We start from the raw sequence: 21,558 nt of genomic DNA, 5'->3' as shown, positions 1-21,558 counted from the left end.
ATTTAGTTATATTAAATTAAAATATTTTTCAGTTACAAAAATATGTTTACTCAGTCATATATATATATTCGAGAGTTAAGTTTTTTAAATATATTATTTTAAATTGTTAATGACAATAGGGTGTAATAAAGATGGCAGAAGGGAAGAAGAAAGATAACGTAGACCCTAATAGACGTGCAGTTATTATTGGTGGAGCAGCAGCTGTTGCTGGTATTGCAGCTGGTATAGTTATTGGTGGATACGCATTTCCGAGGACTACTAAAGTTATCCAACCTCAAGTAACAGTAGAGAAGGAAGTTAGTACTGTAACTCAGGTGAGTACGACAACTACAACAGTACCTACACAGGTACCTCAGCAAGTAGGGTATGTTAAACAAAAAGTTGCTAATATATCACAACTTACTTCACCTGGACAATATGTTACTACTATGTATATGGGATATCTAGTTTATATTATAAAGACTGGAGTACCGTCTGAAAATGGAGTTGGACCTAACAATGATATTGTAGGATTCTCAGCTTCATGTGCACATATGGGCTATATTTTAGTTTATGATCCTTCAAATAACTGCCTATTATGTCCACAACATTTCAGCCAATATGATGCTACTAGAGGTGGAATGCAAGTTGTTGGTCATCCAAATCAGTTTTTACCACAATTAATTCTAGAATATGAGGAGTCTACTGGAGATATTTATGCTTTAGGTTTTAATAGACTTGTATATGGTACATATAATACGGCTTTACAAGGTTTAGCCCAAATGTCTGGAGGTGGTAATTCATGAGTAGTTCTTCCTCATCTGTTCAATATACTGCTGTTCCGAACAATAAGGTACCTTTACCACCAGTAACTGCAGAAAGATATTCTGTTACATGTAGGTTCTGTAATGTTGGTTGTGGATATGATGTTTTTGTATTCCCAGTAGGACAAGAGGGCGGACCCTCAGCAGGACAGAATGCTATAGTATATAATATGGTAGATAAAGTATTTAATAGGAACTTACAAAACTATCAAGCTGATTATACTAGTGTTTTACCAGCACTTTCAGCAAATTCTGGTACTCCATGGATAGGAGAAGGAATGGTAAGTAAAACTATAAAATATAATCCAAATACTCAAACATGGGAAGAGGTTTATATATTAGAAGTACCAAGTGCCGAATGTCCAGTAAATGAGGGAAACTATTCGACTAGAGGAGGAAGAAATGCACAGAGAATATGGAGTCCATTTAATGACGTAGCATCTGGTTTTAGAGTTTATGAGACAAGAATAAAAACTCCTTTAATAAGATGGAATGGGACTTTACAGGCTGTAGGATGGAGTTATGTAATTGAGGCAATTGCCCAAATCCTTTACTATTATCTAACTAATGAGACTACCGACTATCCGGTAGGACCAGCAGCTACTGAGGTAATGGCTATAAGATCTGATCATGGTGGAGGAGAAGGAGGAGGAGTATTCAGTAATTTAATGCCTGGATTATTTTTACATATGGGTTTAGCTACACCCTTTGTTAGATTCCACTATCAAGTAGCTTTTTCATTGACAGAAGATGCATTAATGGAAGCGACTAATGGTAAAGGAACAGACACTTCAAGTATGTTAGATATTAGTATTACCGACGTAATGGTAATGTGGGGTATTAACGAATATGTGACTTCTACAGTTAACTTAATTCAACATATATTTGATAACTTAAGAGGAGCTACAGTAAGTAGAAAGCAACAATGGTTTGAGCCTGGCGAACCAACACCACCTGGAATGGCAATAGTAGTAGAAGCAAGGCCTTCTGAAACTGCTCACGCTGTTGCAGCAGCTGTAGGATGCACTGTAGAACAGGCTATGAATGGAACGTGTAATGTTGGTAAATCTCAAGAAGGATTACCACAAGTGTTAGTTGTTCAAGTTAATCCAGGTACTGATACTGAATTGATAAATGCTGTTGCAGCATATATTTATTACACTTATGGAAGTACAACAGTTCAGAACTTCATAAATATGTATCAACAAGCCCAAAGTAACAGCAATAATGCCTTTACTTTTAACAACACTAATTACCAGTACTATTTACAATACTTACAATCTAAGAGTTTAAGTGACTGGTTATCAGAAGCTGAACAAATTACTGGTGTTCCTCAGAATATAATCCAAATGATGGGTGATATGCTAGCTAAGCCTAAAGTTGGGAGTAACGGGCAAAACTATTATAAGAGGGTTGTAATAGAATTTGAGAAAGGAATAATATGGTCAGGTAACTATACTCCAATTTATTCATTAGCTAACCTAGCTATAATTATTGGAGCTTTGTCTGGTAGACCAGGTTGTGGAATGTCAACAGGATTTGGACATCAAAGAGGTGCAGCTTTCCCATTACCTCCACCACCACCATGGTATCCTCAAATTGGTTTATCACTAAATCAAGGTAGAATGTTATGGATACAAATGAGTCAATATGTTCCACAACAATTGCAGAAACAAGGTATGACAGTTAATGGACCAAATATAGCTGAATTCATAAAGAATTTCTATTCTCAATATACTAGTAGTTTAGTACCACAAATTTATCAGTATAATCCAATTATTGACTATCTAATCTACAGTGGATATGGTAAAGTGCTCTGGGTATTCACAGCTGTTCCGTATAAGTTAACAATGGCTGGAGGAAAGTTAGCACAGACAATAAATCATAGATCTAAATTATTACAAGAGTGTGTGGAAAACACATTATCAGCAGGTGTACCTAGTGGTTCGACTTCATCAATTATATCTTCCTCACCATATTATAATACTAATGCTGTAAGTTCGACTATTCCGCAATTCCCAGACCCAGATACGTACGCTCAAGCAGTAATATCATGTTTAAGTGGCAGTAATAAACAGCCTGGTGCACTATTCATTGTAGGTAATGATATTATATTGAATCAAAATGGATTATTAGAAACTGCAGCCCATATAATACTGCCTTCTGCAGCAAATCATGGAGAGACTTATGAGATTAGGTGGAACGGACATGATAGAAGATTAAGATTAGATGAACCTTTCCATTCACCACCAGGAATGGCAATGCCAGATGTATGGATATATGCTATGATTGCATATAGATTATATCAATTATTCCAGCAAAACGGAATGGGCAGTTCACCACAAGCACAGAGAATATATCAAGCGTTCAACCAGATATGGACTTCATTAAAGAATAATATGATGCAGAATTCTCAGCCATTATCATTAATACCAGAATTCTCTGAATTCTATTATGACTATAACTGGTTTAACATTTATAGTGATATATGGGATTACTATGTAGCTAATGGACCAACAAACTTCTCCTCATGGCCTTACGGATATTTTGTACCACATTGGGCTCCAGGTTGGTCTCAAATGTCTTTAAGTGATTTGCAAGCAACCAGAACCATTGGAGTACAGTTACCGATATTAGGAAAGACAACTAATCCAGATGGAAGCTTTACATTATGGGGATTAGTTAACTACGCTGAGCCAGGTATACAAGGAGCGATAAATGGGCAATTTAGAGCTGAAGCTGTTACTGTTAATCCAAATCAATCAGTAACTGTAGGGAATACGCAACTTCCTTTAATTACTAGAGAGGTTACATATATTAATATTAATGACTTACAATCCATGTTTGGATATGATTACAATACACTAATGCAATATGTCATAGACGGTCTCAATCCATTCCCAATGCCATATGTAGGAGTGTTCGGATATGCTGCTCAATTGCAACAGAAATATAAGTACTGGGTTAATAACGGAAGATGGAATATAATCTTCCAGTCTGGGTGGACAGATTTCCAAGTAAGCGAAATATATAGAAGGGTACCATTCCCAATAATTGCCGTAAGCCAGCAAGATGCTATGAACGAGGGATGGAATAATGGTGATTTACTGTTAGTATATAACGATTGGGGATCAATTACTGGTGTTGCCTGGATATCTAATACTGTAGCTCCAGGGCAAGTGTTTATAGCAATGGCATATCCAACAAGTCCAGGTGCTAATCAGTTAACTTCACCTACAGTAGACCCAGTTACGGATAATCAAATGGTTAAATGGGCTTGGGCTAACATTGTAAAAATCGGAACTTTACCACAAGATCTAGTACAGCAGATTACTTTTGCACCAGTACAGTTTAATGTACCATCATCATCGTCAAGCTAATTTTTTAATTTTGTTTTTATAAGTGAGTATCATGGTGAAATCTTTTTACTATTTATCTAGCCTTATACTAGGATTTTTGTTAGTTTACATTTCTCCGCTATCACCAAATTACGAAATTTATGTAGTTTTAGGAAACTTAATCTTTTGGCTATCGCTTCTTCTCTTTTTGATGAAAGGTCCTATGAGTAATATTTTTACTTATTTACGTAAACATTTAAATAAATTTTCACTTAGCATCTTAGTAGCTTATTTATCTGTTCACTATTTTGTTTATAGTATTGCATTAGAGAGATTATTAACTGGTTTTTACGGAATACTATTTTACGTTAATACTCCATTTATATCCCTCTCAATTACGCCTTTTTATCCTCCCTCATTTTACACGGCATTTATTAACATTATCTTTAACCCAACAGTTGCGATAGGATTTCCTCCAAATTATTACATAGAGCTGTCCCTATATTCTATAGTCTTGGGATTCTTAATAGGTTCTGTCGTTACAGTAACAATAGTTAGGGTTTTAGAATTAAGTAAGGTAATAAAGTTAAAGAGTATTCTCTTGGTACCAATTTTAGGTGTAATTGCTGGTGGAAGTTGTTGTATATCATTACCGATACTATTAGCTACTGTTATTCCCGCTGCAAATGTATTGTTTTTCTTACCTATAGGAAATACTGCGTTATTTTTAGCCTATATTTTGTTACCTCCAATAACTGCGACTGGTTTGGCAATTCATTTTAGAAGTCTGATTCCTAGACCTCCAAAAGAAATGAGAATAAAAATATTTACCCCAAAATAAAAATAATAAGTTATGAAAAGAGTTATAGGAATTTTTCTTTGCTTATTTTCTCTTATCGGCTACTTTGTATCTTTTCATTATCTGCTTTTAGGTTCTACAATAACTTTAACGTTCTGGTTAGGTTTATGGTTGTTAATTCCGAAAAAATTCTTTGACCTTACATGGAATATAAAGAAGGGAAGAGGATACTGGATTTCATTTTCTTTATATCTTTTGTTTCACTTACTTTTATATGGTTTCTTCTATTATATTATTTTAGGAGCTTTCATATATTTGCCTATATATAGTATATATGTTGATGCTTCGATTACACCTACAATTCAATATTTTTTATACTGGATAGCAAATAGTCCAGCAATAGGAATTATAATTGCTGGCTACGAGATGGGGATCTTTCCCTTCACTACTTTTATAGGAATATTGTTAGCTTTGCTTATTGGAGCTAACATTGAAAAAATTCTTAAATTAAAGAACTTATTAAATGCATATAAAAGAAGTACTGCCTTAATTGCCATTCCAACCCTAGGTGTAGTATCTGGGACTAGTTGTTGTCTTTCCCTACCTAGCTTAATTATTTATTTTGTTGCCCTAGATATTGGTGTTATTTCTTCTGTTTTACCTATTCTAGCTTCCCCAATTTATTTCGGATTTGCATGGTACGGATTACCGATAAGTTCAGTACTAATTCTTCTATTTAATTTAAAAGATCTAAACAAAGTCGTAAATAAACTTGAGAGTAGTAAATGTGAAATTAGAAAAGAAAATACATCGTAGAAATAACTATAATAAAAGTAAGATAGAAATTGATTGCATGAAGATTTTTAGTTTATGACTAGAAAATGATTTATACCTCTAATCCTATTTTTGATGGGTCAACAGTTTTAATAGTCTTGTACTCAATATTTTCAATTTGAAATAGGTGTCTTAATTTGGAACCATGGGAAATAGTGCTTAAGGGTAACAAGAAATTTCGTAGACTCTTACAGAAAGAGGCTGAAAAATTTGGTTTATCATATACTGAGGTACAAGTTCTTTACTTTTTAAAGAATGGAGAGAAAAATGTTACTTCTTTAGCAAATTTTGCTGACGTAAATAAGTCTACTATGGTCGAAGTATTAGATAAGCTAGAGAAAAAAGGATTTATTATTAGAGAAAGAGATACTCAAGATAGAAGAGTTGTAATTGTTAAGATTACAGACGCAGGTTTAAAAATATTAGAAGATGTAAGAGGCAAATATAAGGAGTTAATTGTATCCTTATTAAGTAAAATTAAAGATCCTTCTTGTGTAGTAGAATTTTTTGAGATATTAATTAATGAAGCAGAAAAAGATGACACTATTTAAATTTTTCCCCAGACTTTTGGGAAAAGCTATTTTTAAACATCACCTAAACTTCTGTCATGGCAAGCAAAATAGGAGCTGGAATACAAACACTACGATGGATAGGTTTGCTAGGATCTGCACTTTGGGCAGGAGTTCATTTCGTCCTGGCAACACACGTAGTCTTTCCTAAAGATATGCTAGCAACTGAGATATATTCTACCTTCTTTGCCTTTACAGCATCTTTAGCAATAGTTGCAGCAGTATCATTTATTCTGGGTATAAGAAGTTTATATCTACCAGCCTTTATATTCTACCTTATTGATTTTGCATTATTGACTGAAACTAGAACAGCACCAGCATTATTTATTGGAAAAGTACTACCAGTTAACATTTATGTTATAGAAAGCTGGATACTAGATGTGTTACTAATTGTTGTATCATTTCTGCTCTGGAGATTTGATAAAAGTTAAAAAGACAAATTCCAATTTTTTATAGCCGCGGGGTTCAAGTGCCCATCAGGGCTCAATGAGAACCCTTTGTCCCCCTTCGGCTCTTTTTAGAAAATTTTTTTAAGTTCAATTTTCATTTATTTTTCGTGAAATTATTAATCACTAATCATAGAGATATTTTTCATCCTCAAGCTGGAGGTGCTGAAAGAGTAATTTACGAGGTTAGCAGAAGATTAGTAAAAAAGGGTTTTGATATAACCTGGTTAAGTGAAGATGTGGGAAATTTTAATGATGAACTTGATGGAATTAAGTTTTTACATGCGGGAAATAAATATACCCTTCATCTCCACTCTTTATCTTACGCAAAAAGAGGTTATGATGTAGTAATTGATAGTGTTGCACATGCAGTACCTTTCTTTTCTTATATAGTAAATAAAAAGTCTATAGCATTAGTGCATCACGTCCATCAGGATGTTGTTAAATACGAACTTAATCCTTTCTTAGCATTTATAGTTAGACAATTAGAAAAGACCATTAGAAATTATCCTTATATAATTTCTGTTTCAAATACTACTAAATATGAATTAATTAAGAGATTTAGAATTGATGAGAGTAAAATTACTGTAATATATAACGGAATTGATCATGAAATATATAAGCCCGGAGAAAAATCACCAATTCCTACAGTCTTGTGGATTGGTAGGCTTAAAAACTATAAAAATCCCTTAGATGCAGTAAAAATCTTTAAGAAAGTGAAAAATAACAAGGCTATATTTTACATTGCTGGTGGAGGAGATTTAGAGGAAAACGTAAAAAGAGTTATATCTGGTCAAAAAAATATAATTTTTCTTGGAAAAGTAAATGAGAGTCAAAAAATAAAACTATATCAGCAAGCTTGGGCTGTTATTTCAACTTCCTTTATTGAAGGTTGGGGAATGACAATAGTTGAAGCTAACTCCTGTGGAACACCAGCAGTTGCATATTCTACGGGGTCTATTCCAGAAATCATTGAAGATGGAGTGAATGGTTTTCTAGTTGAGTATAAAAATATAGATATGTTCGCAGAGAGACTAAATTACATCTTGGAGGATGAAAATGTAATGAAATATTTGTCAAAACGTAGTTATGAGAGCTCTTTAAAATACGATTGGAATAAAACTGCTGATGAATATTATAAATATATATGGAGGATAGCCGAGTCATAGAGAGGGCTAAACAAATATTTGAGGAATACAAAAAGACAAAAGATCCCAGCAAGTTAAATGAGGTTATAAAACTTTTAGAAGGAAGACAAGATTTACACTCTCTAAATCAGTTAGGTTTGGTGTACTTAGAAAAGGGGGATACAAAAAAGGCTATTGAGTGTTTTGAAAAAGCCTTAAAGAAAGCAAAAAGTAATGAAGATAGATATGTTATAAATTTTAACCTAGCACTGGCACTTTTTAAAGATAAGGATTATAATAGGGCTTATGAAATACTAAGGGAATTAGTAAATACTCCTCTAAAAACCCATGCCCAAAGATTGTTAGCAAAAGTGTGTTTAAGCATTGGTGATATAAAGCATGTTGAAGAGGCAAGAGCTATACTTGAAGGCTTTGATGAACCAACTGAGGATTTAATAGTTGCATATATTTACCTTGGAAGAAATAGTGGAAGAAAAGATTATTTAGATAAAGCCGTAAAGTATGCTGAGCTGATACATAATAAAAGATTACTAGCTGAGGCTTTACTTTCATATGAGGATAAGGATAAGATTGAAAGGGCTTTAGACATTTTTAGGGAGTTAAAAGATGTTAAAGGAGAAGCTAGAGCGCTATATAAACTCTCATTCTACAAATCAGAATTGCTTTATGAGGCACTACAAAAGCTTGAAGAATCTAATGAAGGTAGCCCTCAGGATAAAATAAGGTTATTAAATGAGTTATATAAAAGGACAGGTGTTATTGATTTTTTAAAGCAAGCAATTTCTATAGCTGAAAAGGAGAAAGAATACTTGTTCCTAGCTAGGGCTTATGTAGAATTATCTAAAAGAGAAAATGAACTAGAAAATTTAAGAAAAGCTGTTATGTATTATGAAGAATTTATTAGAAAGAATCTATAATTCATTTATTTAGATTGCGAATTTTATCATTATCAAAAAATTATGATATTGGCAATATTTTGATTTTAACAGTACACATTTTGCATATTACTTACCATGATTAATTTAAAGGAAAAAATTTTTATACATTTATTAATATATATTATATAAGGAAGGGGAAATGAGGGATACTGAGGTGATGAAGATTGCGTTCAATAAAATCTGTAGTGATTTCGTGGACTTTGTGGGGATTAGCGTATTATCTTTATTCTCCATACCTTACAGTATTTTTAAAGACTATTATTAAAGAAGATTTTATAGGATTCTTGTATATAATATCTACTTTAGTAGGATTGGTTTATTCAGTAGTTCCATTATTTACAAAAAGAGTTAAGGAAATTACAATAGTATCTTTAATAATTTCTGGTATAGGATTAATTTTACTTTCAATATCTAATAATGCGTTAACTGCTATCTTATCTCTAATACTTTATAGTATGTACTGGGTTTCAGTACCGATTTTTTATCTATTAATGAATGATGAAGTTGCAAAAATATGGGCAATATCAATGTTACCAGCAATAATAATACCTTTCTTTGATGATAGTGTAATTTTAACCCTAGGGATTAGAAGTATATTCCTAATAGCTGGAGTAATAATGGCTTTAACAGCATTACCGTTAATTAACGTTGATATTAGAGGTATGGGAGGGAGTTATGATGATGATGATGAAAGAAGTAATAATTTATCCTTTATTATACTTACAATTCTTCCTCTCTCTGTCTCCCTCCCATACCTCTACGTTGACATGCCTTTGAAACTCATACCTATAGTTTATGTAATTGGAGAGTCAATAGGAATTCTAATGGCACTTTTCTTGAGTAAGATAAGAAATGGGTTATCTCTAGCACTACTAGGTTTCTCTCTAATTTCACTAAACACCGTTATACCTTACGGTGCAATGTTTTATGGAATTTCAGAAGCATTAACGGCTTTAGGAGTGGATAAGGTGAGGATAAAGAACCTAAAGGATTCGGTAAAAGTAACTATACTAGAAGTCCTAACGTGGTTAATTGGTTATGCTATAGCGACTGTACTGTTTATTATATCACCAATACTTCCAAGTATTTACGCATCATTATTAGCAATATTATTTGCTCTACTATTACTCTTTACAATCCCAGCAATACTACGAATTAACTTCATATGTATAAGAAAAGGGGAAAACATCATTACGCCGAGACTTAGAGTTACGGAAGGAATTTTCCCTTACTTTAAATTTGCATAGTTTTTGATTTTAAGGAGACATTTTCAAGGTAATGTTTTTTTCTTTAGCTAATTCTCTCTCAAAAATGTTCACAAAAATATTGTATGCTTCCTCTGAGTAAAGGGAAACTATTATAGTATTTAAATGTTTAAAGTTAGTATACTCTTCTTTAATTACTTTTACCATTTTCTCTGCGCATATTTCATATGGATAACCATATATACCAGTAGAAATTGCTGGAAGAGCTATACTAGATAACTTTAACTCCTCAGCTTTTCTAAGTGCATTTCTTATAGCCTCTTCTAATTTCTCCTCCCCTTCTATTCCATATCTTGGACCTACTGCATGAATTACGTATTTTGCTTTTAATTTTCCTGCAGAAGTAACAGCGACTCCACCAGTTGGTACTGGTCCATATTTCCTTACATACTCTCTACTTTCTTTTTGAATTATATAACCTCCTTTTTCTACAATGGCTCTAGCTACTCCTCCACCATGTTCTAAATAGGAATTTGCAGCATTAACTATAGCTTCAGCTTCAATTTCAGTTATATCTCCTTTAATGATTTTAACTATCATGATTTAGCACTCCAATAAGCTTTATCGAATGCAGAATTAACTAAATCTATTAACCCTCGAAGTTCATCTATTTTTTGGAAATGAATAACAGCAGTAAATACGTTAGTTCCTCCATTTTTAGAAGTGAAGTACACTTCAACCTTTGTCTCATCCTTAATTTTATCCTTTAATATATCTTTAACTCTTTCAAGAACTTTATCTGCTGATACATCTGCATTAACTATAACTTGTAGCGGATATACAAGTGAATTTTCAGATTCTAATTTCTGAAAAACAGTATTTCCTAGAAAAGCAGAGTTGGGTATTTTAAAGATATTACCAGTAATACTTTTTATTTCAGTGAAAAGTAAAGATACTTTTGTTACTTCCCCTATAATTGGATTTCCCCATATCCATGAAAGTAAAGATACCGAATCTCCAGGTTTTATTGTTTTACTTGAGGTTACAAGAACGCCAGATAATAAGTTCTGGGCAATAGTTTGCACAGCTAAACCAATTACTATACCGCCTACTGCACTACCTACTAATACTCCAGTTAGATTTACATGAAGTACAACTAATATTGCCAAGACTAAAAGTGTGTAAAATATTACATCTAATGCAAATTTTATCATCCCTGCCATTCCTTTTTCGATCTTAGCGTAAACTGTTATTGATAAAATTCCTTGTATGAATTTTATAATATAATAACCGCCTATAGCTACTATTATCACATGGATACCAGTTATTATTGCCGGCTCATAAGGTAAAAGTTGTTTAGGATAAGCTTCTGTAAGGAGTTGAACCAAATAAGTTAAAACGAAGTCTAAAATTGCTAGTATTAAGATAATCAATAGTATTTTAACCACTTGAAGCCTGTAGCTCATAAAAAGAAATTATTATACTGATTTATAAGTCCTTCTTGTTTTTATATTTTTATATAAACGATAAAAGAAAATTATCAAGGCTATTTGACCAAAGTCGAAAACTAAAGTTGAGATCCCATCATACCTTATGTAAAAGAAAAAGGGGAGGAGATACATTATAGGTTTCCATATTACGTAAACTAGATAGAAATTTATATAATTTACAATGGAGAATGATAATGATGATGCATCTATTAGAACATTCAGAAAGATATTTTTTGATCCCCAAAACAGTATTACCGATATTATGAAGATAATAAGTAGGATGAAACCAGAGAAACTTAATCCAACTGGTATTTGTAGATCATAACCAGGGAAATAAGTAGGTTCGTCAATTGGTGCTAACGGTCCTAAAGCTAATCCAAATAATAGAAGAATTATCGTTAAAGCGAGAACATAAGAGTAATAGGTCGTTATTTTTTCTGCCATTAGGCTAAACTTTATGTTAAGTTTAATAAAATTTTTCTAATGTGGTCAATAAACTCCTTAAATTCTAGATAAGCTGAATATACCTCATTTTTATTCTTACCAAAGATCGCAAAAGTCTCATTTCCTATGCAGTAATTGGGTAAGAGAAGACCATAATTACCACAGAATCTAGTAAACGAAATTTTATTGGTAAGTTTTACGTTTTTCAACTTTGTGTCAATGTGAATTTCTACTGAGTTATTGTAATATATAATCTCATGTGAAACTTCTCCCTTCACCACATATAGTAGTTTTAGCTTATTCAATTCTTCTGAAGGGAGGTAAAGTGGTATTCTCAAATTCTTAAATACTGCTTCTTTTTCTTTTACTTCGATAAGAGTTTTAACACATCTATCTGGATTTATTTCAAATATAGAGTTATTCAATAAAGATATTACTCTTCCAGAGGATAGCCTTACCCCTAAAATGCCATCACTTTTACAAATTTCTAATTCCATTAACAGTCTTTCTTAAGATAAATCTAAAATCTGTTGGCTTCATTTTTTCTTCTGTTCCTTTTAAGGCCAATTCTAACCCAATCTTGGCTTCTCCTTGAACTTTAGTTGAAAATTCCTTTATTAGCTCAACTTCTAAGGGAAAAATAAAGCTAACAGCATATGGTAAAGTATGTTTTTCTACTATAAGACCACTTTCCTCATCTTTAGTAGGAGTTGAGAGTGAAGGATTTTGGATATGATATACTTCAGCTTTATTAAAAGTCCTAGTTTCAAATCCCATTTTTATAGCTTGTAAAGAAAGTATAGTCTCATTGTAACTTCCTCTAAGCGTGAAAGGAATAGCCCTAACATAATTATAAACTTCCCTCTTTAAGCTCATATTTACACCTACAATAGCTAATGTCTTTTCATTACCTTTATGTTCTTTTCTATCTACACTTAAACCTGTCTTTGTTAAATATCCAACGTAGTCTTTAAAAACTTCGCTGTATTCTTCCATATATTTTGTCGATTTAAATTTCTCGTATAGATAATTAGGATAATTTATCCATCGCTTTCCAGTAACTTTACCACTAGCAATTCCTACGTTTTTATGATTACCATGAAAAATCACATGATCTCTGATCCAATCTTTTGAAGGTAATGCGTCATCATCAATAGTTATTAATATCTTTCCCTTTGCGTTAGATAAGATAATATTTAACGCTTCCTCAAAAAGCCCTTCTTTTTGTTCAATGAACTTTATGCTCAAATATTTCTCAAAATTCTCTATTTCACGTGTTAAATTTCCTTTATATGTTATTAATACCTCAAAATCATCTTCGCTTTGATTCATTAAAGCTTCTAAAGTCTTCTTTAAAGAATTCCTCAATAGAGTAGGTATACCTACAGTAGTAGAAACCATATTTAAATTTTTGAAACCACGATATTTATTTGTGAATATAAAACTTATTGCAGTCTTACTTTTGCTTTCATTAGCGCTTAATATATATTTAGGTTACTCTACTTTGCATCTCAAGAGTAAGGAAGAAGTTCATTCAATCACTTTAAAATATAACCAGACTTTATTAATTGAAAAAGGAGGAGAATATAGTATATCGTTACATATAAAAAATAAGAATATAGTGTATGTTAATGCAATAATAGAAATTTCTATAAATCATCACAGACATACAAAAGATTTTTTTATTGAGTTAAACAGTAATCAAACCCATAGAATTATTCATCTGAATGCTGGCTTATATTTAATAAAAATTACCTATTTGATTACTTATAAAGGAAATATTCCGCCAAATAATACAGATATTTTAATAAACATTACAGAAATTAAAGGTTAAGGGAGCGGAAAGCCTAGCTATTTATGGCGGATAAACCCCTTATATTTATATACCTACTTTTTCTAGTGAATATTTAATGGCTAGGAGGGGAAAGAACCCAATCAGAGAAACAGTTTCAATGAAGATTGGTTTATCAGACTCCCTCCTTAGCCCTTGTGAATAACTATGTAAAAGCATTAAGATACGTATTATTCTGGTTAAAAGAAAGGGGATTAAAACCCAAATGAAAAAGACGTATTAGGATTTATACACCAAGAGTTGTATGAGAAGCTAAAAGAGGAGTACCAACTACTATCAAAGATTACTGAAGACTGTTGCCGTGATGCACTAGCAACATACAAGAGTTAGTACAATAATCCTAGAAAGGGACATTTCCCTAGAATATATAAACCAACAGTATGGTTAACACCAAAAGCTAGTTACACAATAAACTTTGAAAAAATGAGGGTTAGAATAACAAGTATTGGTGAACTACCCATCTTGGGTTATCCAAGGAATTTAAATTTTTACAAGGATTGGAGGATGAAGGAGGCAAGACTTGTAATTAAAGGTGATAGTGCGTTTCTTAAAGTAGTTTTTGAGAAAAAGAAAGAGAAGATAGAACCTAGGTGTGGTAAGAAGATGAAGGAGGTTTCATATCGTTGGTTTAGGTGTGGTTGTGGTATGAGAATGATAGGGATGTTGTTGCTGTAGTTAATTTGAATAGGTCTCTGACCCTCTCGTCTGCCCCTCAAATGAGGGATGTAGACCCGAACCGATGAGGGTGACAACCACCCTAAGGGTGGTGCAAAAGTCAGATATAACACTGAAAATTAAAAAGATAATAATTTAAGTGATAAAGGAAAAAATCACTCTATGAATGATCTTTTATTTATTATTTCTCTGCTCATTTCGAGTATTATAGCTGGATTTATAGGATCGTTAACAGGATTAGGTGGAGCTACAGTATTAGTACCAATCTATACTCTCTTTTTATCAATTCCAATAGAATATGCCACTGGAGCAAGTCTAATATCAACTATAGCAACCTCAAGCGGAGCAGCTAGTGCGTATATCAAAGATAGAATTACTAACGTTAAAATAGGCATGGGTTTAGAGATTGCTACAACAACTGGAGCTATAGTTGGTTCACTTATTGCCCATTATATCTATGAGCATCACTTAGCCTTTATTCTCTTTATAATCTTCGGAATTGTAATTTTAACTTCTATTTATCCTCAGCTAAAGAAGGCTTCATTAGAACTCCCGAAACCAATGAAGCCTGATTGGACTACTAGAGTTTTTCAGCTCTATGGAAAGTATTATGATGTTGCATTAAGACAAGAGGTAGAATATTATGGAGTGAGATGGTGGTTAGGAGAAATAATTATGTTTTTTGCCGGTATGATATCTGGGCTTCTAGGAATAGGCTCTGGTGCTCTAAAAGTTATCGGAATGGATTGGGCTATGAATTTACCAATTAAGGTAAGTACTACTACTAGTAATTTTATGATTGGTGTTACTGCAGCTACAAGTAGTTCATTATACTGGATTTTCGGGTATATCCAACCTTTGATGGCTGGTATAACCGCGATTGGAGTTCTTATTGGATCCTTTATAGGGAGTAAAGTCTTACCAAAAATAAGAAATGTAAAATTAAGATTAATTTTCATGCTTATCTTAGCGTTTTTAGGTATTGAAATGATAATTAGAGGGGTAGAATTATGGATTTAAATGACGTTGTTGGATACACTCTTCGTATTGGTGTCATAATTAGCATTATATTAATACTCATAGGATTTGTGTTCTTGTATAGAGATAAAGATTTTAATGAACTAATTTCCCCTTACTCAAGGATAAATACTTCTGTAATAAACCCAAACTCTGTACCTACTAATGCATTTTCTGGTAATGGTCTTGATTTAATACTTCTAGGTCTAATGGTTCTTATTGCAACACCAGTAGCAAGAGTATTAATAGGCATTATACAATTTGCTAGAGAGAGAAATATCATATATACAATTATTACAATAATAGTATTCTTTAACTTAATGCTAGCAATATTTATATTACCGCTTTTCATACATTAATTAGAGATAAATTTTTACTATCAAGCCTTTAACTTATTGATATGTTACTGACATTTATAGCTCTTCTTTTTGTAGCCTCAATTATAGCTGGGCTGTTAGGCTCTTTAACTGGATTAGGTGGAGGAGTAGTTTTAACTCCAGTCTTAGTACTTTTTTTAGGAGTTCCAATTGAATACGCAGTAGGGGCAAGCCTAATATCAACTATAGCAACTTCTGCTTCATCTGGCTCTAGATATATAAAAACTGGATTAGCCCATATGAGAATCGCAATAGCTTTAGAAATTGCAACAACTACTGGAGCTATTACTGGTTCTTTTCTAGAATATATTATTGAAGAAAAGCATTTGTTTAAGCTTTTAGATATAATTTTTGGAGGTGTTCTAATATTTTCTGTTATTCCTAACTTCATAAGAATGAAGAGCGAAGTCCCAGTATATGTTAATCCAGATAGATTTTCATCAAAACTTAGGTTTAATGGAAGCTATTATGATGAAGCTTTGAAAAAGGAGGTAACATATCATGGCGTTAGATACCCTTTAGGCCTATTAGGAATGTATATTGCTGGTCTAATATCGGGACTTTTAGGAATAGGCTCTGGAGCTCTAAAAGTATTGGCTATGGATTTAGGGATGAATTTACCATTTAAGATAAGTACAGCTACAAGTAGTTTTATGATTGGTGTTACTGCAGCTACAAGTTCTGGGATTTATTGGGCATTGGGAATAATAGACCCAATAATCGTTGGCATTACTATCCCCGGTGTATTTGTAGGATCTATTTTTGGTTCTAGATATTTAAACAAATTAATGAACAGAAGACTAAGACAAATATTTACTCTCGTTCTAATAATCTTAGGAATTCAACTAATTTTAAGGGGGTTTGATATCTTTGGATGAAAAGAAATTAATCTCATTAACTTTAAGAATTGGTATAGCTATATCATCATCTCTTGTAATATTAGGTTTATTACTATTTCTAGTAACTAATTCTAACTATAATATATACAATTTCAATACTTCTAATCTTAATTTGCTTAATTATAGTAATCCATTGACGATAATCTTATATGGTATAATTGCACTCATTTCTATTCCTTTTCTTGTAGTTTCAGAGCAAATAATAATATATCTATTAGAAAAAGACAAAATTTATCTAATTATAAGTGTACTCGTATTTACCATAATGGTTTTCGCAATACTTATAATGCCCAAGATTATTATACATTAAGAATTTTTACTAATAGAGTGTTTTTATAGTTGTGAGGAATTTTGTTATATTACTGCTGATACCCTTTATTGGATTAACTCTTATAACGCATTCATCAGTTTATATGACTATTTATTATAACGATACGGTGATTATACATGTATACAATCAAACTCAGATTTATCTCCCAGTGCAAAATTATTCTGCTATTAATTCTACATCCCCTTTTAGAATTTTTGGAAATATAGTTATTCTAAAATATCCAAACTCTACATTAAGCTATAAAACTTTAATCGAGAATGAAATAAGAATTGATGAACCATATAATATAACGGTAAGCGTTATAATTCCAGATTCAACTTATGTTACATATATCTCTACATTACCTACCTCAGTTACAGTGAGTAACAATCTATTAAATTTAACTTTCTATGCGTCTAATCTGACTCTGATATATACATCTAACCTTACAACTCCTGGGAATAATTCTTTCTATTCTTTGCTTTTACTCATAACCTTTGCCCTAAGTTTAATTTCTACTGGTATACTTTCTTTTTTGTTAGTTAGAAATTTAAGAAGAGGAAGAGTCGAAGAACCAATTTTAGTATCTGGATTAGATGAAAGAGATAAGTTAATACTTGAAGCTATTTCAAAGGGAGCGGACTCAATAGCAAAAATTTCTAAATTAACTGGCTTGTCAAGGGCTACTGTTTATAGGAGAGTTAAGAAACTTATTAGCTTAGGTTACGTTAAGGAAATTAGAGAGGGAAATAAAATAAGATATGAAGAGAATAAAAAGGAGTAAAATCAATTATATTTGTGATTGTTTCTCAACTCATAACTAAAAAACCTGTAATTGCAAGTAAGGATATTTCAATAAGAGAAGCAGCTAAAATTATGAAAAAAGAGGAAGTTGGATCTTTAGTAATAGTTGATAAGGATTATAAAGCTATCGGGATTGTTACCGAGAGAGATTTGTTATATGCTATAGCAGATGAAATTCCACTAGATAAACCAGTTTCTGAAATAATGAGTCAAAATCCAGTAACTATTGAAGAAAATAGTGATATAAGTGAGGCTGTGGCATTAATGACTTCAAGGGAGATAAGACATCTAATTGTTGTGGATCATGATGGAAAAGTTAAGGGTGTAATTAGTATAAGGGATGTTGCAAGAGCTGTAGGTGCTATAGCATTAGATTTAGCCTTTTGGTAAATTTAATTTTTATGATTTTTAATTAATAATTACCTTTTATTAAAAGTTACTATTATTTAGAAGCACAAACTAAATGAGAAAAATTTTTAAATAATGAAAGAGATAGTATATACAAATGAAAGACCTAAAAGGAACTAAAACGGCTGAAAACCTAAAACAAGGATTTATAGGCGAATCTATGGCAAATAGAAGATACTTATATTTTGCAAAGAGGGCTGATGAAGAAGGGTATCCAGAAATAGCTGGACTATTAAGGAGTATAGCAGAGGGAGAAACAGCCCATGCATTTGGTCATTTGGACTTTATTAGACAGGGAGGATTAACAGATCCAGCTACTGATAAACCAATTGGGACTTTAGAACAAATGATCGAATCTGCAATTGCTGGAGAAACTTATGAATGGACCCAAATGTACCCTGGATTCGCAAAGGTTGCAAGAGAAGAAGGTTTCCCAGAAGTAGCTGAATGGTTTGAGACTTTAGCCAGAGCTGAAAAGAGTCATGCTGAAAAATTCCAAAATGTGTTAAAGCAGTTAAAGGGAGGAACATAACAGATGTATAACCTAAATCCAGAAGATAAATCTTTTTTTGATTCTTCTAAACTCTTGTCCGAGTTTATAAGACAAGCATCAATATGTCACGGTTGTAGGTTATGTTTTAATTATTGCTTCGCCTTTCCCAAGTTGTTTAAATTAACTGACGATAAAGGACCAAAAAACTTAACATTAGACGATCTTGAGGAAATAACTAAAGAATGTTTCCACTGTAAAATGTGTTATAATAACTGCCCCTACACACCGCCCCATGAATTTGCAATGGATTTTGCGGATTTAATGGACTGGGCATGGCTGTATTTTAGATCTCAAAAACCATTAACCTTACGTGATTTCCTTTTTGAGCTTGTTGATGGTACTAATTTAGCTAGACCACTAGTATCTAAACTTTATCCACATACCAGAAGATTACTAGGAATAAGTGAAGATGCACCAATGCCACTCGTTAAAGAAAAAGGATTTTTAAGAGAAGTTAAACCTAAAAGAATTGAAAAACCTATAGCCAAAGTGGTATTGTTTCATACATGTCTAGTAGAAAACTTTTACCCAGAACTTGGATTTGACCTAGTAGAAGTTTTTAATAAGTTAGGAATTGAGGTAGTTAAGGCTAACTTTTTATGTTGTGGAGCTCCCATGTTAGATGTTGGTGATGCTAAAAGATTGAAAAAGAATGCTGAATATAATTACTCTTTAATGAGAAAGTTTGTAGAACAAGGATATGACATTGTTTCTCCAATTCCTACATGTACGTTGATGTTAAGTAAAGAATATCCCCTCATTCTGCAAAAGGAAGGGATAAAAGTTTATGATGCAATGGAGTATTTACTTAAATTAGATAGAGAAGGGAAGATAAAAATTTCTGGCAAGTTAGAAAAATCAATATTTTATCATCCTCCGTGCCATCTAAAGTATTTAAAAGTTGGATATGCTGGAGTTACCATTATGAGAAAGTTGGGAGCTAAAGTTGAAATATCCGATAAGGGTTGTTCTGGAATTGACGGAGGATGGGGATTAAGGAATTACGAAAAGGCTAGAGTAGTAGGCAGTAAAATGATGAATGCTTTTGCTGAAAATAAGGCAGACATTTTCATGACTGAATGCCCACTAGCTGGACTACAGATACAAAAAGCTTCAAAAAGGCAACCTTTACATCCAATCCAAATTTTAAAGGAGGTGTTAAGTAATGGTTAAAATAACTGTTCAAGATATAATTCCGTGGAAAGAGTATGAGAAGATAAGAATGGAAAAAATTAGAAGAATTGCACAGATTAAAGATAAGAGAAGAGTAGAACTAGGAGATAGGCTAACTTTACTTTTCGAAAATAGAGATACAGTCCTTCATCAAATTCAAGAAATGGTTTACTTAGATAGACTTGAAGATGAAAAAGATATTCAACACGAAATTAACGTTTATTCCTCATTATTGCCTTGTAACGGAAAAATTAAAGCTACTTTATACATAAATGCGTATGACTTTAACGATTTGAAGAAAGTATTTAGTGAGCTAAAAGGTATTTACAACTCAGTTTTCCTTAAAGTAGGTGAAAAATTAATTCAGGGTGAACCAGAAGCTGGAAGAGAACAAGGTGATGAATTTAGTACAGTGCAATATTTGACTTTTGATCTTGAGGGAGAAAAAAGCACTCAAATAGAAGTTTTTGTTCTCCATGAGAACTATAAAGTATCAAAGAAATTACCAGAAGATTTAGCGAAAGAGCTAATAGAAGAAGCCTATGAAGAATGTGGCTAAAGCCCTTCAAACGCTTTTACTGAACCATCCTGATACAAGTATACTCTTTTTATCTTTCCCTCATCCATTAATAAAACGCCAGCGGATTGTCCGTGGTATCTGCTTGAGAATACAGTTATTACTTTTCCATTTATATCTATTCTAAAACCATCAACAGCCTCATGACCTCTTATTATACCACTATATCCAGTAGAATCTAAAAATTCTTTCACAATTTTTTCTCCGAAATAAAAAGTTCCTTCACCTCTAATGTTTGGTAAAAATCCAAAGTCATCAAGTCCTTCTCTAGGATCATTCCAAAGTAGTTGAAAAGCTATAGGGTCATCCGGATTTATGTCTGGATATGGTAAAGATTTAATTTCATCTACAGAATGAATGCCTAGCTTCATCTCACCACCATTATCTTTACCGGGCAAACCACCATGCACACAGAAATAATTATTTACAATAGCAACATAGGGTATATAAGAGAAGAAGTCCTTGAATTTCTCATAAACTTTTTCGTCACCGAATTTTAGGGCTACTTCCTCATAAAAGCCATAATATAAATTAGTTATTGGACTTTCATGATTTCCCCTGAGTATTACTACTTTATCCTTATTTTGAAGAAATTTTTCTAAGATTATCATCAAATTTTCTACCCCACTAGGAGGATATCTATCTACATAGTCACCAAGAAAGACTAGCAAATCAACCTTATCAAAGATCTCATTAAACACATATTGAGTAACGTCAACTGCTCCGTGAGTATCGCCAACAAAAGCTATTCTCCTTGCCTTATACTCTCCTGCAAATGGGCCTTGAATCTTGAAAATTTCTTTCGCTTCCTCCATTAATTCTAAAACCTTACTATACTCCTCGCTCATACTAAAAAATAGTATAATTACCATATAAAAACCATTTTAGCAAAAACAACT

The 21,558-nt window shown here is 32.5% G+C and carries 25 protein-coding genes and 1 pseudogene; 20 read left to right on the top strand and 6 right to left on the bottom strand.

Annotated features, from left to right (window positions below):
* Positions 1-131 precede the first annotated feature (131 nt).
* The 9 genes from STK_RS13170 (at position 132) to STK_RS13130 (ending at position 10,122) form a co-directional block, all read left to right on the top strand.
* Positions 132-785: an arsenate reductase (azurin) small subunit gene (locus tag STK_RS13170; RefSeq protein ID WP_010980476.1), complete on the top strand. Its 654-nt coding sequence runs from the start codon at positions 132-134 to the stop codon at positions 783-785.
* Positions 782-4,183, top strand: a complete 3,402-nt coding sequence (locus tag STK_RS13165; RefSeq protein ID WP_010980475.1) for a molybdopterin dinucleotide binding domain-containing protein — start codon at positions 782-784, stop codon at positions 4,181-4,183. The genes STK_RS13170 and STK_RS13165 overlap by 4 nt, the downstream gene beginning before the upstream one ends.
* 31 nt (positions 4,184-4,214) lie before the next feature.
* Positions 4,215-4,982 (top strand): hypothetical protein, encoded by a 768-nt coding sequence (locus tag STK_RS13160; protein ID WP_052846787.1) that lies wholly within the window; start codon positions 4,215-4,217, stop codon positions 4,980-4,982.
* A 12-nt stretch (positions 4,983-4,994) separates the two neighbouring features.
* Complete coding sequence (locus tag STK_RS13155) at positions 4,995-5,756, top strand: hypothetical protein (protein WP_010980473.1); 762 nt, start codon at positions 4,995-4,997, stop codon at positions 5,754-5,756.
* A gap of 155 nt (positions 5,757-5,911) precedes the next feature.
* Positions 5,912-6,325: a MarR family winged helix-turn-helix transcriptional regulator gene (locus tag STK_RS13150; RefSeq protein WP_052846786.1), complete on the top strand. Its 414-nt coding sequence runs from the start codon at positions 5,912-5,914 to the stop codon at positions 6,323-6,325.
* A 56-nt stretch (positions 6,326-6,381) separates the two neighbouring features.
* Positions 6,382-6,774, top strand: coding sequence for a hypothetical protein (locus STK_RS13145; protein WP_010980471.1), 393 nt, complete (start codon positions 6,382-6,384; stop codon positions 6,772-6,774).
* Positions 6,775-6,899: 125 nt separating this feature from the next.
* Positions 6,900-7,958, top strand: coding sequence for a glycosyltransferase family 4 protein (locus tag STK_RS13140; protein WP_010980470.1), 1,059 nt, complete (start codon positions 6,900-6,902; stop codon positions 7,956-7,958).
* Complete coding sequence (locus tag STK_RS13135) at positions 7,937-8,854, top strand: tetratricopeptide repeat protein (RefSeq protein WP_010980469.1); 918 nt, start codon at positions 7,937-7,939, stop codon at positions 8,852-8,854. The genes STK_RS13140 and STK_RS13135 overlap by 22 nt, the downstream gene beginning before the upstream one ends.
* Positions 8,855-9,039: 185 nt before the next feature.
* Entirely contained in the window at positions 9,040-10,122 is a 1,083-nt protein-coding gene (locus STK_RS13130; RefSeq protein ID WP_198429700.1) for a hypothetical protein, read from the top strand.
* A gap of 9 nt (positions 10,123-10,131) precedes the next feature.
* Here STK_RS13130 and STK_RS13125 read toward each other — a convergent pair whose 3' ends face one another.
* Genes STK_RS13125 through STK_RS13105 form a run of 5 tightly spaced genes read right to left on the bottom strand, consistent with a single transcriptional unit; the run spans position 10,132 to position 13,415 of the window.
* On the bottom strand, positions 10,132-10,680 hold the full coding sequence (locus tag STK_RS13125; protein WP_010980467.1) for an ADP-ribose-binding protein: 549 nt from the start codon (positions 10,678-10,680) through the stop codon (positions 10,132-10,134).
* Positions 10,677-11,546: a mechanosensitive ion channel domain-containing protein gene (locus STK_RS13120; protein WP_010980466.1), complete on the bottom strand. Its 870-nt coding sequence runs from the start codon at positions 11,544-11,546 to the stop codon at positions 10,677-10,679. Before STK_RS13120 ends, STK_RS13125 begins: the two co-directional genes overlap by 4 nt.
* A gap of 12 nt (positions 11,547-11,558) precedes the next feature.
* Complete coding sequence (locus tag STK_RS13115) at positions 11,559-12,014, bottom strand: hypothetical protein (protein ID WP_010980465.1); 456 nt, start codon at positions 12,012-12,014, stop codon at positions 11,559-11,561.
* A gap of 11 nt (positions 12,015-12,025) precedes the next feature.
* Positions 12,026-12,511: a hypothetical protein gene (locus tag STK_RS13110; RefSeq protein WP_010980464.1), complete on the bottom strand. Its 486-nt coding sequence runs from the start codon at positions 12,509-12,511 to the stop codon at positions 12,026-12,028.
* On the bottom strand, positions 12,492-13,415 hold the full coding sequence (locus STK_RS13105; RefSeq protein WP_010980463.1) for a glycosyltransferase family A protein: 924 nt from the start codon (positions 13,413-13,415) through the stop codon (positions 12,492-12,494). The genes STK_RS13110 and STK_RS13105 overlap by 20 nt, the downstream gene beginning before the upstream one ends.
* A gap of 31 nt (positions 13,416-13,446) precedes the next feature.
* Here STK_RS13105 and STK_RS13100 point away from each other — a divergent pair, with 31 nt between their 5' ends.
* From STK_RS13100 to STK_RS13050, 11 genes and pseudogenes are all read left to right on the top strand, one after another.
* Positions 13,447-13,848, top strand: coding sequence for a hypothetical protein (locus STK_RS13100; RefSeq protein ID WP_010980462.1), 402 nt, complete (start codon positions 13,447-13,449; stop codon positions 13,846-13,848).
* A gap of 76 nt (positions 13,849-13,924) precedes the next feature.
* Positions 13,925-14,609, top strand: a pseudogene (locus STK_RS14635) (hypothetical protein).
* 94 nt (positions 14,610-14,703) lie between these two features.
* Positions 14,704-15,561, top strand: a complete 858-nt coding sequence (locus STK_RS13090) for a sulfite exporter TauE/SafE family protein (RefSeq protein WP_010980461.1) — start codon at positions 14,704-14,706, stop codon at positions 15,559-15,561.
* Positions 15,552-15,917 carry a DUF1634 domain-containing protein gene (locus STK_RS13085; RefSeq protein WP_010980460.1) on the top strand — a complete coding sequence of 122 codons (366 nt, stop codon included), beginning with the start codon at positions 15,552-15,554 and terminating at the stop codon, positions 15,915-15,917. The genes STK_RS13090 and STK_RS13085 overlap by 10 nt, the downstream gene beginning before the upstream one ends.
* A gap of 41 nt (positions 15,918-15,958) precedes the next feature.
* Complete coding sequence (locus STK_RS13080; RefSeq protein ID WP_010980458.1) at positions 15,959-16,813, top strand: sulfite exporter TauE/SafE family protein; 855 nt, start codon at positions 15,959-15,961, stop codon at positions 16,811-16,813.
* Positions 16,806-17,144: a DUF1634 domain-containing protein gene (locus STK_RS13075; protein WP_052846783.1), complete on the top strand. Its 339-nt coding sequence runs from the start codon at positions 16,806-16,808 to the stop codon at positions 17,142-17,144. The genes STK_RS13080 and STK_RS13075 overlap by 8 nt, the downstream gene beginning before the upstream one ends.
* A gap of 127 nt (positions 17,145-17,271) precedes the next feature.
* Entirely contained in the window at positions 17,272-17,928 is a 657-nt protein-coding gene (locus STK_RS13070) for a helix-turn-helix transcriptional regulator (RefSeq protein ID WP_052846782.1), read from the top strand.
* A 14-nt stretch (positions 17,929-17,942) separates the two neighbouring features.
* Positions 17,943-18,338 (top strand): CBS domain-containing protein, encoded by a 396-nt coding sequence (locus STK_RS13065; RefSeq protein ID WP_010980456.1) that lies wholly within the window; start codon positions 17,943-17,945, stop codon positions 18,336-18,338.
* A 115-nt stretch (positions 18,339-18,453) separates the two neighbouring features.
* Positions 18,454-18,888, top strand: a complete 435-nt coding sequence (locus STK_RS13060; RefSeq protein ID WP_010980455.1) for a rubrerythrin family protein — start codon at positions 18,454-18,456, stop codon at positions 18,886-18,888.
* A gap of 3 nt (positions 18,889-18,891) precedes the next feature.
* Entirely contained in the window at positions 18,892-20,082 is a 1,191-nt protein-coding gene (locus STK_RS13055; protein ID WP_010980454.1) for a heterodisulfide reductase-related iron-sulfur binding cluster, read from the top strand.
* A complete protein-coding gene (locus STK_RS13050; protein WP_010980453.1) occupies positions 20,075-20,641 on the top strand; it encodes a DUF3501 family protein in 567 nt (188 codons plus the stop codon). Before STK_RS13055 ends, STK_RS13050 begins: the two co-directional genes overlap by 8 nt.
* Here STK_RS13050 and STK_RS13045 read toward each other — a convergent pair.
* Positions 20,638-21,507 carry a metallophosphoesterase gene (locus STK_RS13045; protein WP_052846781.1) on the bottom strand — a complete coding sequence of 290 codons (870 nt, stop codon included), beginning with the start codon at positions 21,505-21,507 and terminating at the stop codon, positions 20,638-20,640. The genes STK_RS13050 and STK_RS13045 overlap by 4 nt on opposite strands.
* Positions 21,508-21,558: the final 51 nt, after the last annotated feature.

This window comes from Sulfurisphaera tokodaii str. 7, assembly GCF_000011205.1.
GTDB classification, from domain to species: domain Archaea; phylum Thermoproteota; class Thermoprotei_A; order Sulfolobales; family Sulfolobaceae; genus Sulfurisphaera; species Sulfurisphaera tokodaii.
Note: the sequence above shows the minus strand (reverse complement) of the source record. Positions and strands in the feature narration are given on the sequence as shown.

Excerpts from the sequence above, each read along its gene's own strand:
- STK_RS13170 (WP_010980476.1), top strand. The coding sequence starts at position 132 with ATGGCAGAAGGGAAGAAGAAAGATAACGTAGACCCTAATAGACGTGCA.
- STK_RS13165 (WP_010980475.1), top strand. The coding sequence starts at position 782 with ATGAGTAGTTCTTCCTCATCTGTTCAATATACTGCTGTTCCGAACAAT.
- STK_RS13160 (WP_052846787.1), top strand. The coding sequence starts at position 4,215 with ATGGTGAAATCTTTTTACTATTTATCTAGCCTTATACTAGGATTTTTG.
- STK_RS13155 (WP_010980473.1), top strand. The coding sequence starts at position 4,995 with ATGAAAAGAGTTATAGGAATTTTTCTTTGCTTATTTTCTCTTATCGGC.
- STK_RS13145 (WP_010980471.1), top strand. The coding sequence starts at position 6,382 with ATGGCAAGCAAAATAGGAGCTGGAATACAAACACTACGATGGATAGGT.
- STK_RS13135 (WP_010980469.1), top strand. The coding sequence starts at position 7,937 with ATGGAGGATAGCCGAGTCATAGAGAGGGCTAAACAAATATTTGAGGAA.
- STK_RS13125 (WP_010980467.1), bottom strand. The coding sequence starts at position 10,680 with ATGATAGTTAAAATCATTAAAGGAGATATAACTGAAATTGAAGCTGAA.
- STK_RS13120 (WP_010980466.1), bottom strand. The coding sequence starts at position 11,546 with ATGAGCTACAGGCTTCAAGTGGTTAAAATACTATTGATTATCTTAATA.
- STK_RS13115 (WP_010980465.1), bottom strand. The coding sequence starts at position 12,014 with ATGGCAGAAAAAATAACGACCTATTACTCTTATGTTCTCGCTTTAACG.
- STK_RS13110 (WP_010980464.1), bottom strand. The coding sequence starts at position 12,511 with ATGGAATTAGAAATTTGTAAAAGTGATGGCATTTTAGGGGTAAGGCTA.
- STK_RS13105 (WP_010980463.1), bottom strand. The coding sequence starts at position 13,415 with ATGGTTTCTACTACTGTAGGTATACCTACTCTATTGAGGAATTCTTTA.
- STK_RS13090 (WP_010980461.1), top strand. The coding sequence starts at position 14,704 with ATGAATGATCTTTTATTTATTATTTCTCTGCTCATTTCGAGTATTATA.
- STK_RS13085 (WP_010980460.1), top strand. The coding sequence starts at position 15,552 with ATGGATTTAAATGACGTTGTTGGATACACTCTTCGTATTGGTGTCATA.
- STK_RS13080 (WP_010980458.1), top strand. The coding sequence starts at position 15,959 with ATGTTACTGACATTTATAGCTCTTCTTTTTGTAGCCTCAATTATAGCT.
- STK_RS13060 (WP_010980455.1), top strand. The coding sequence starts at position 18,454 with ATGAAAGACCTAAAAGGAACTAAAACGGCTGAAAACCTAAAACAAGGA.
- STK_RS13055 (WP_010980454.1), top strand. The coding sequence starts at position 18,892 with ATGTATAACCTAAATCCAGAAGATAAATCTTTTTTTGATTCTTCTAAA.
- STK_RS13050 (WP_010980453.1), top strand. The coding sequence starts at position 20,075 with ATGGTTAAAATAACTGTTCAAGATATAATTCCGTGGAAAGAGTATGAG.
- STK_RS13045 (WP_052846781.1), bottom strand. The coding sequence starts at position 21,507 with ATGAGCGAGGAGTATAGTAAGGTTTTAGAATTAATGGAGGAAGCGAAA.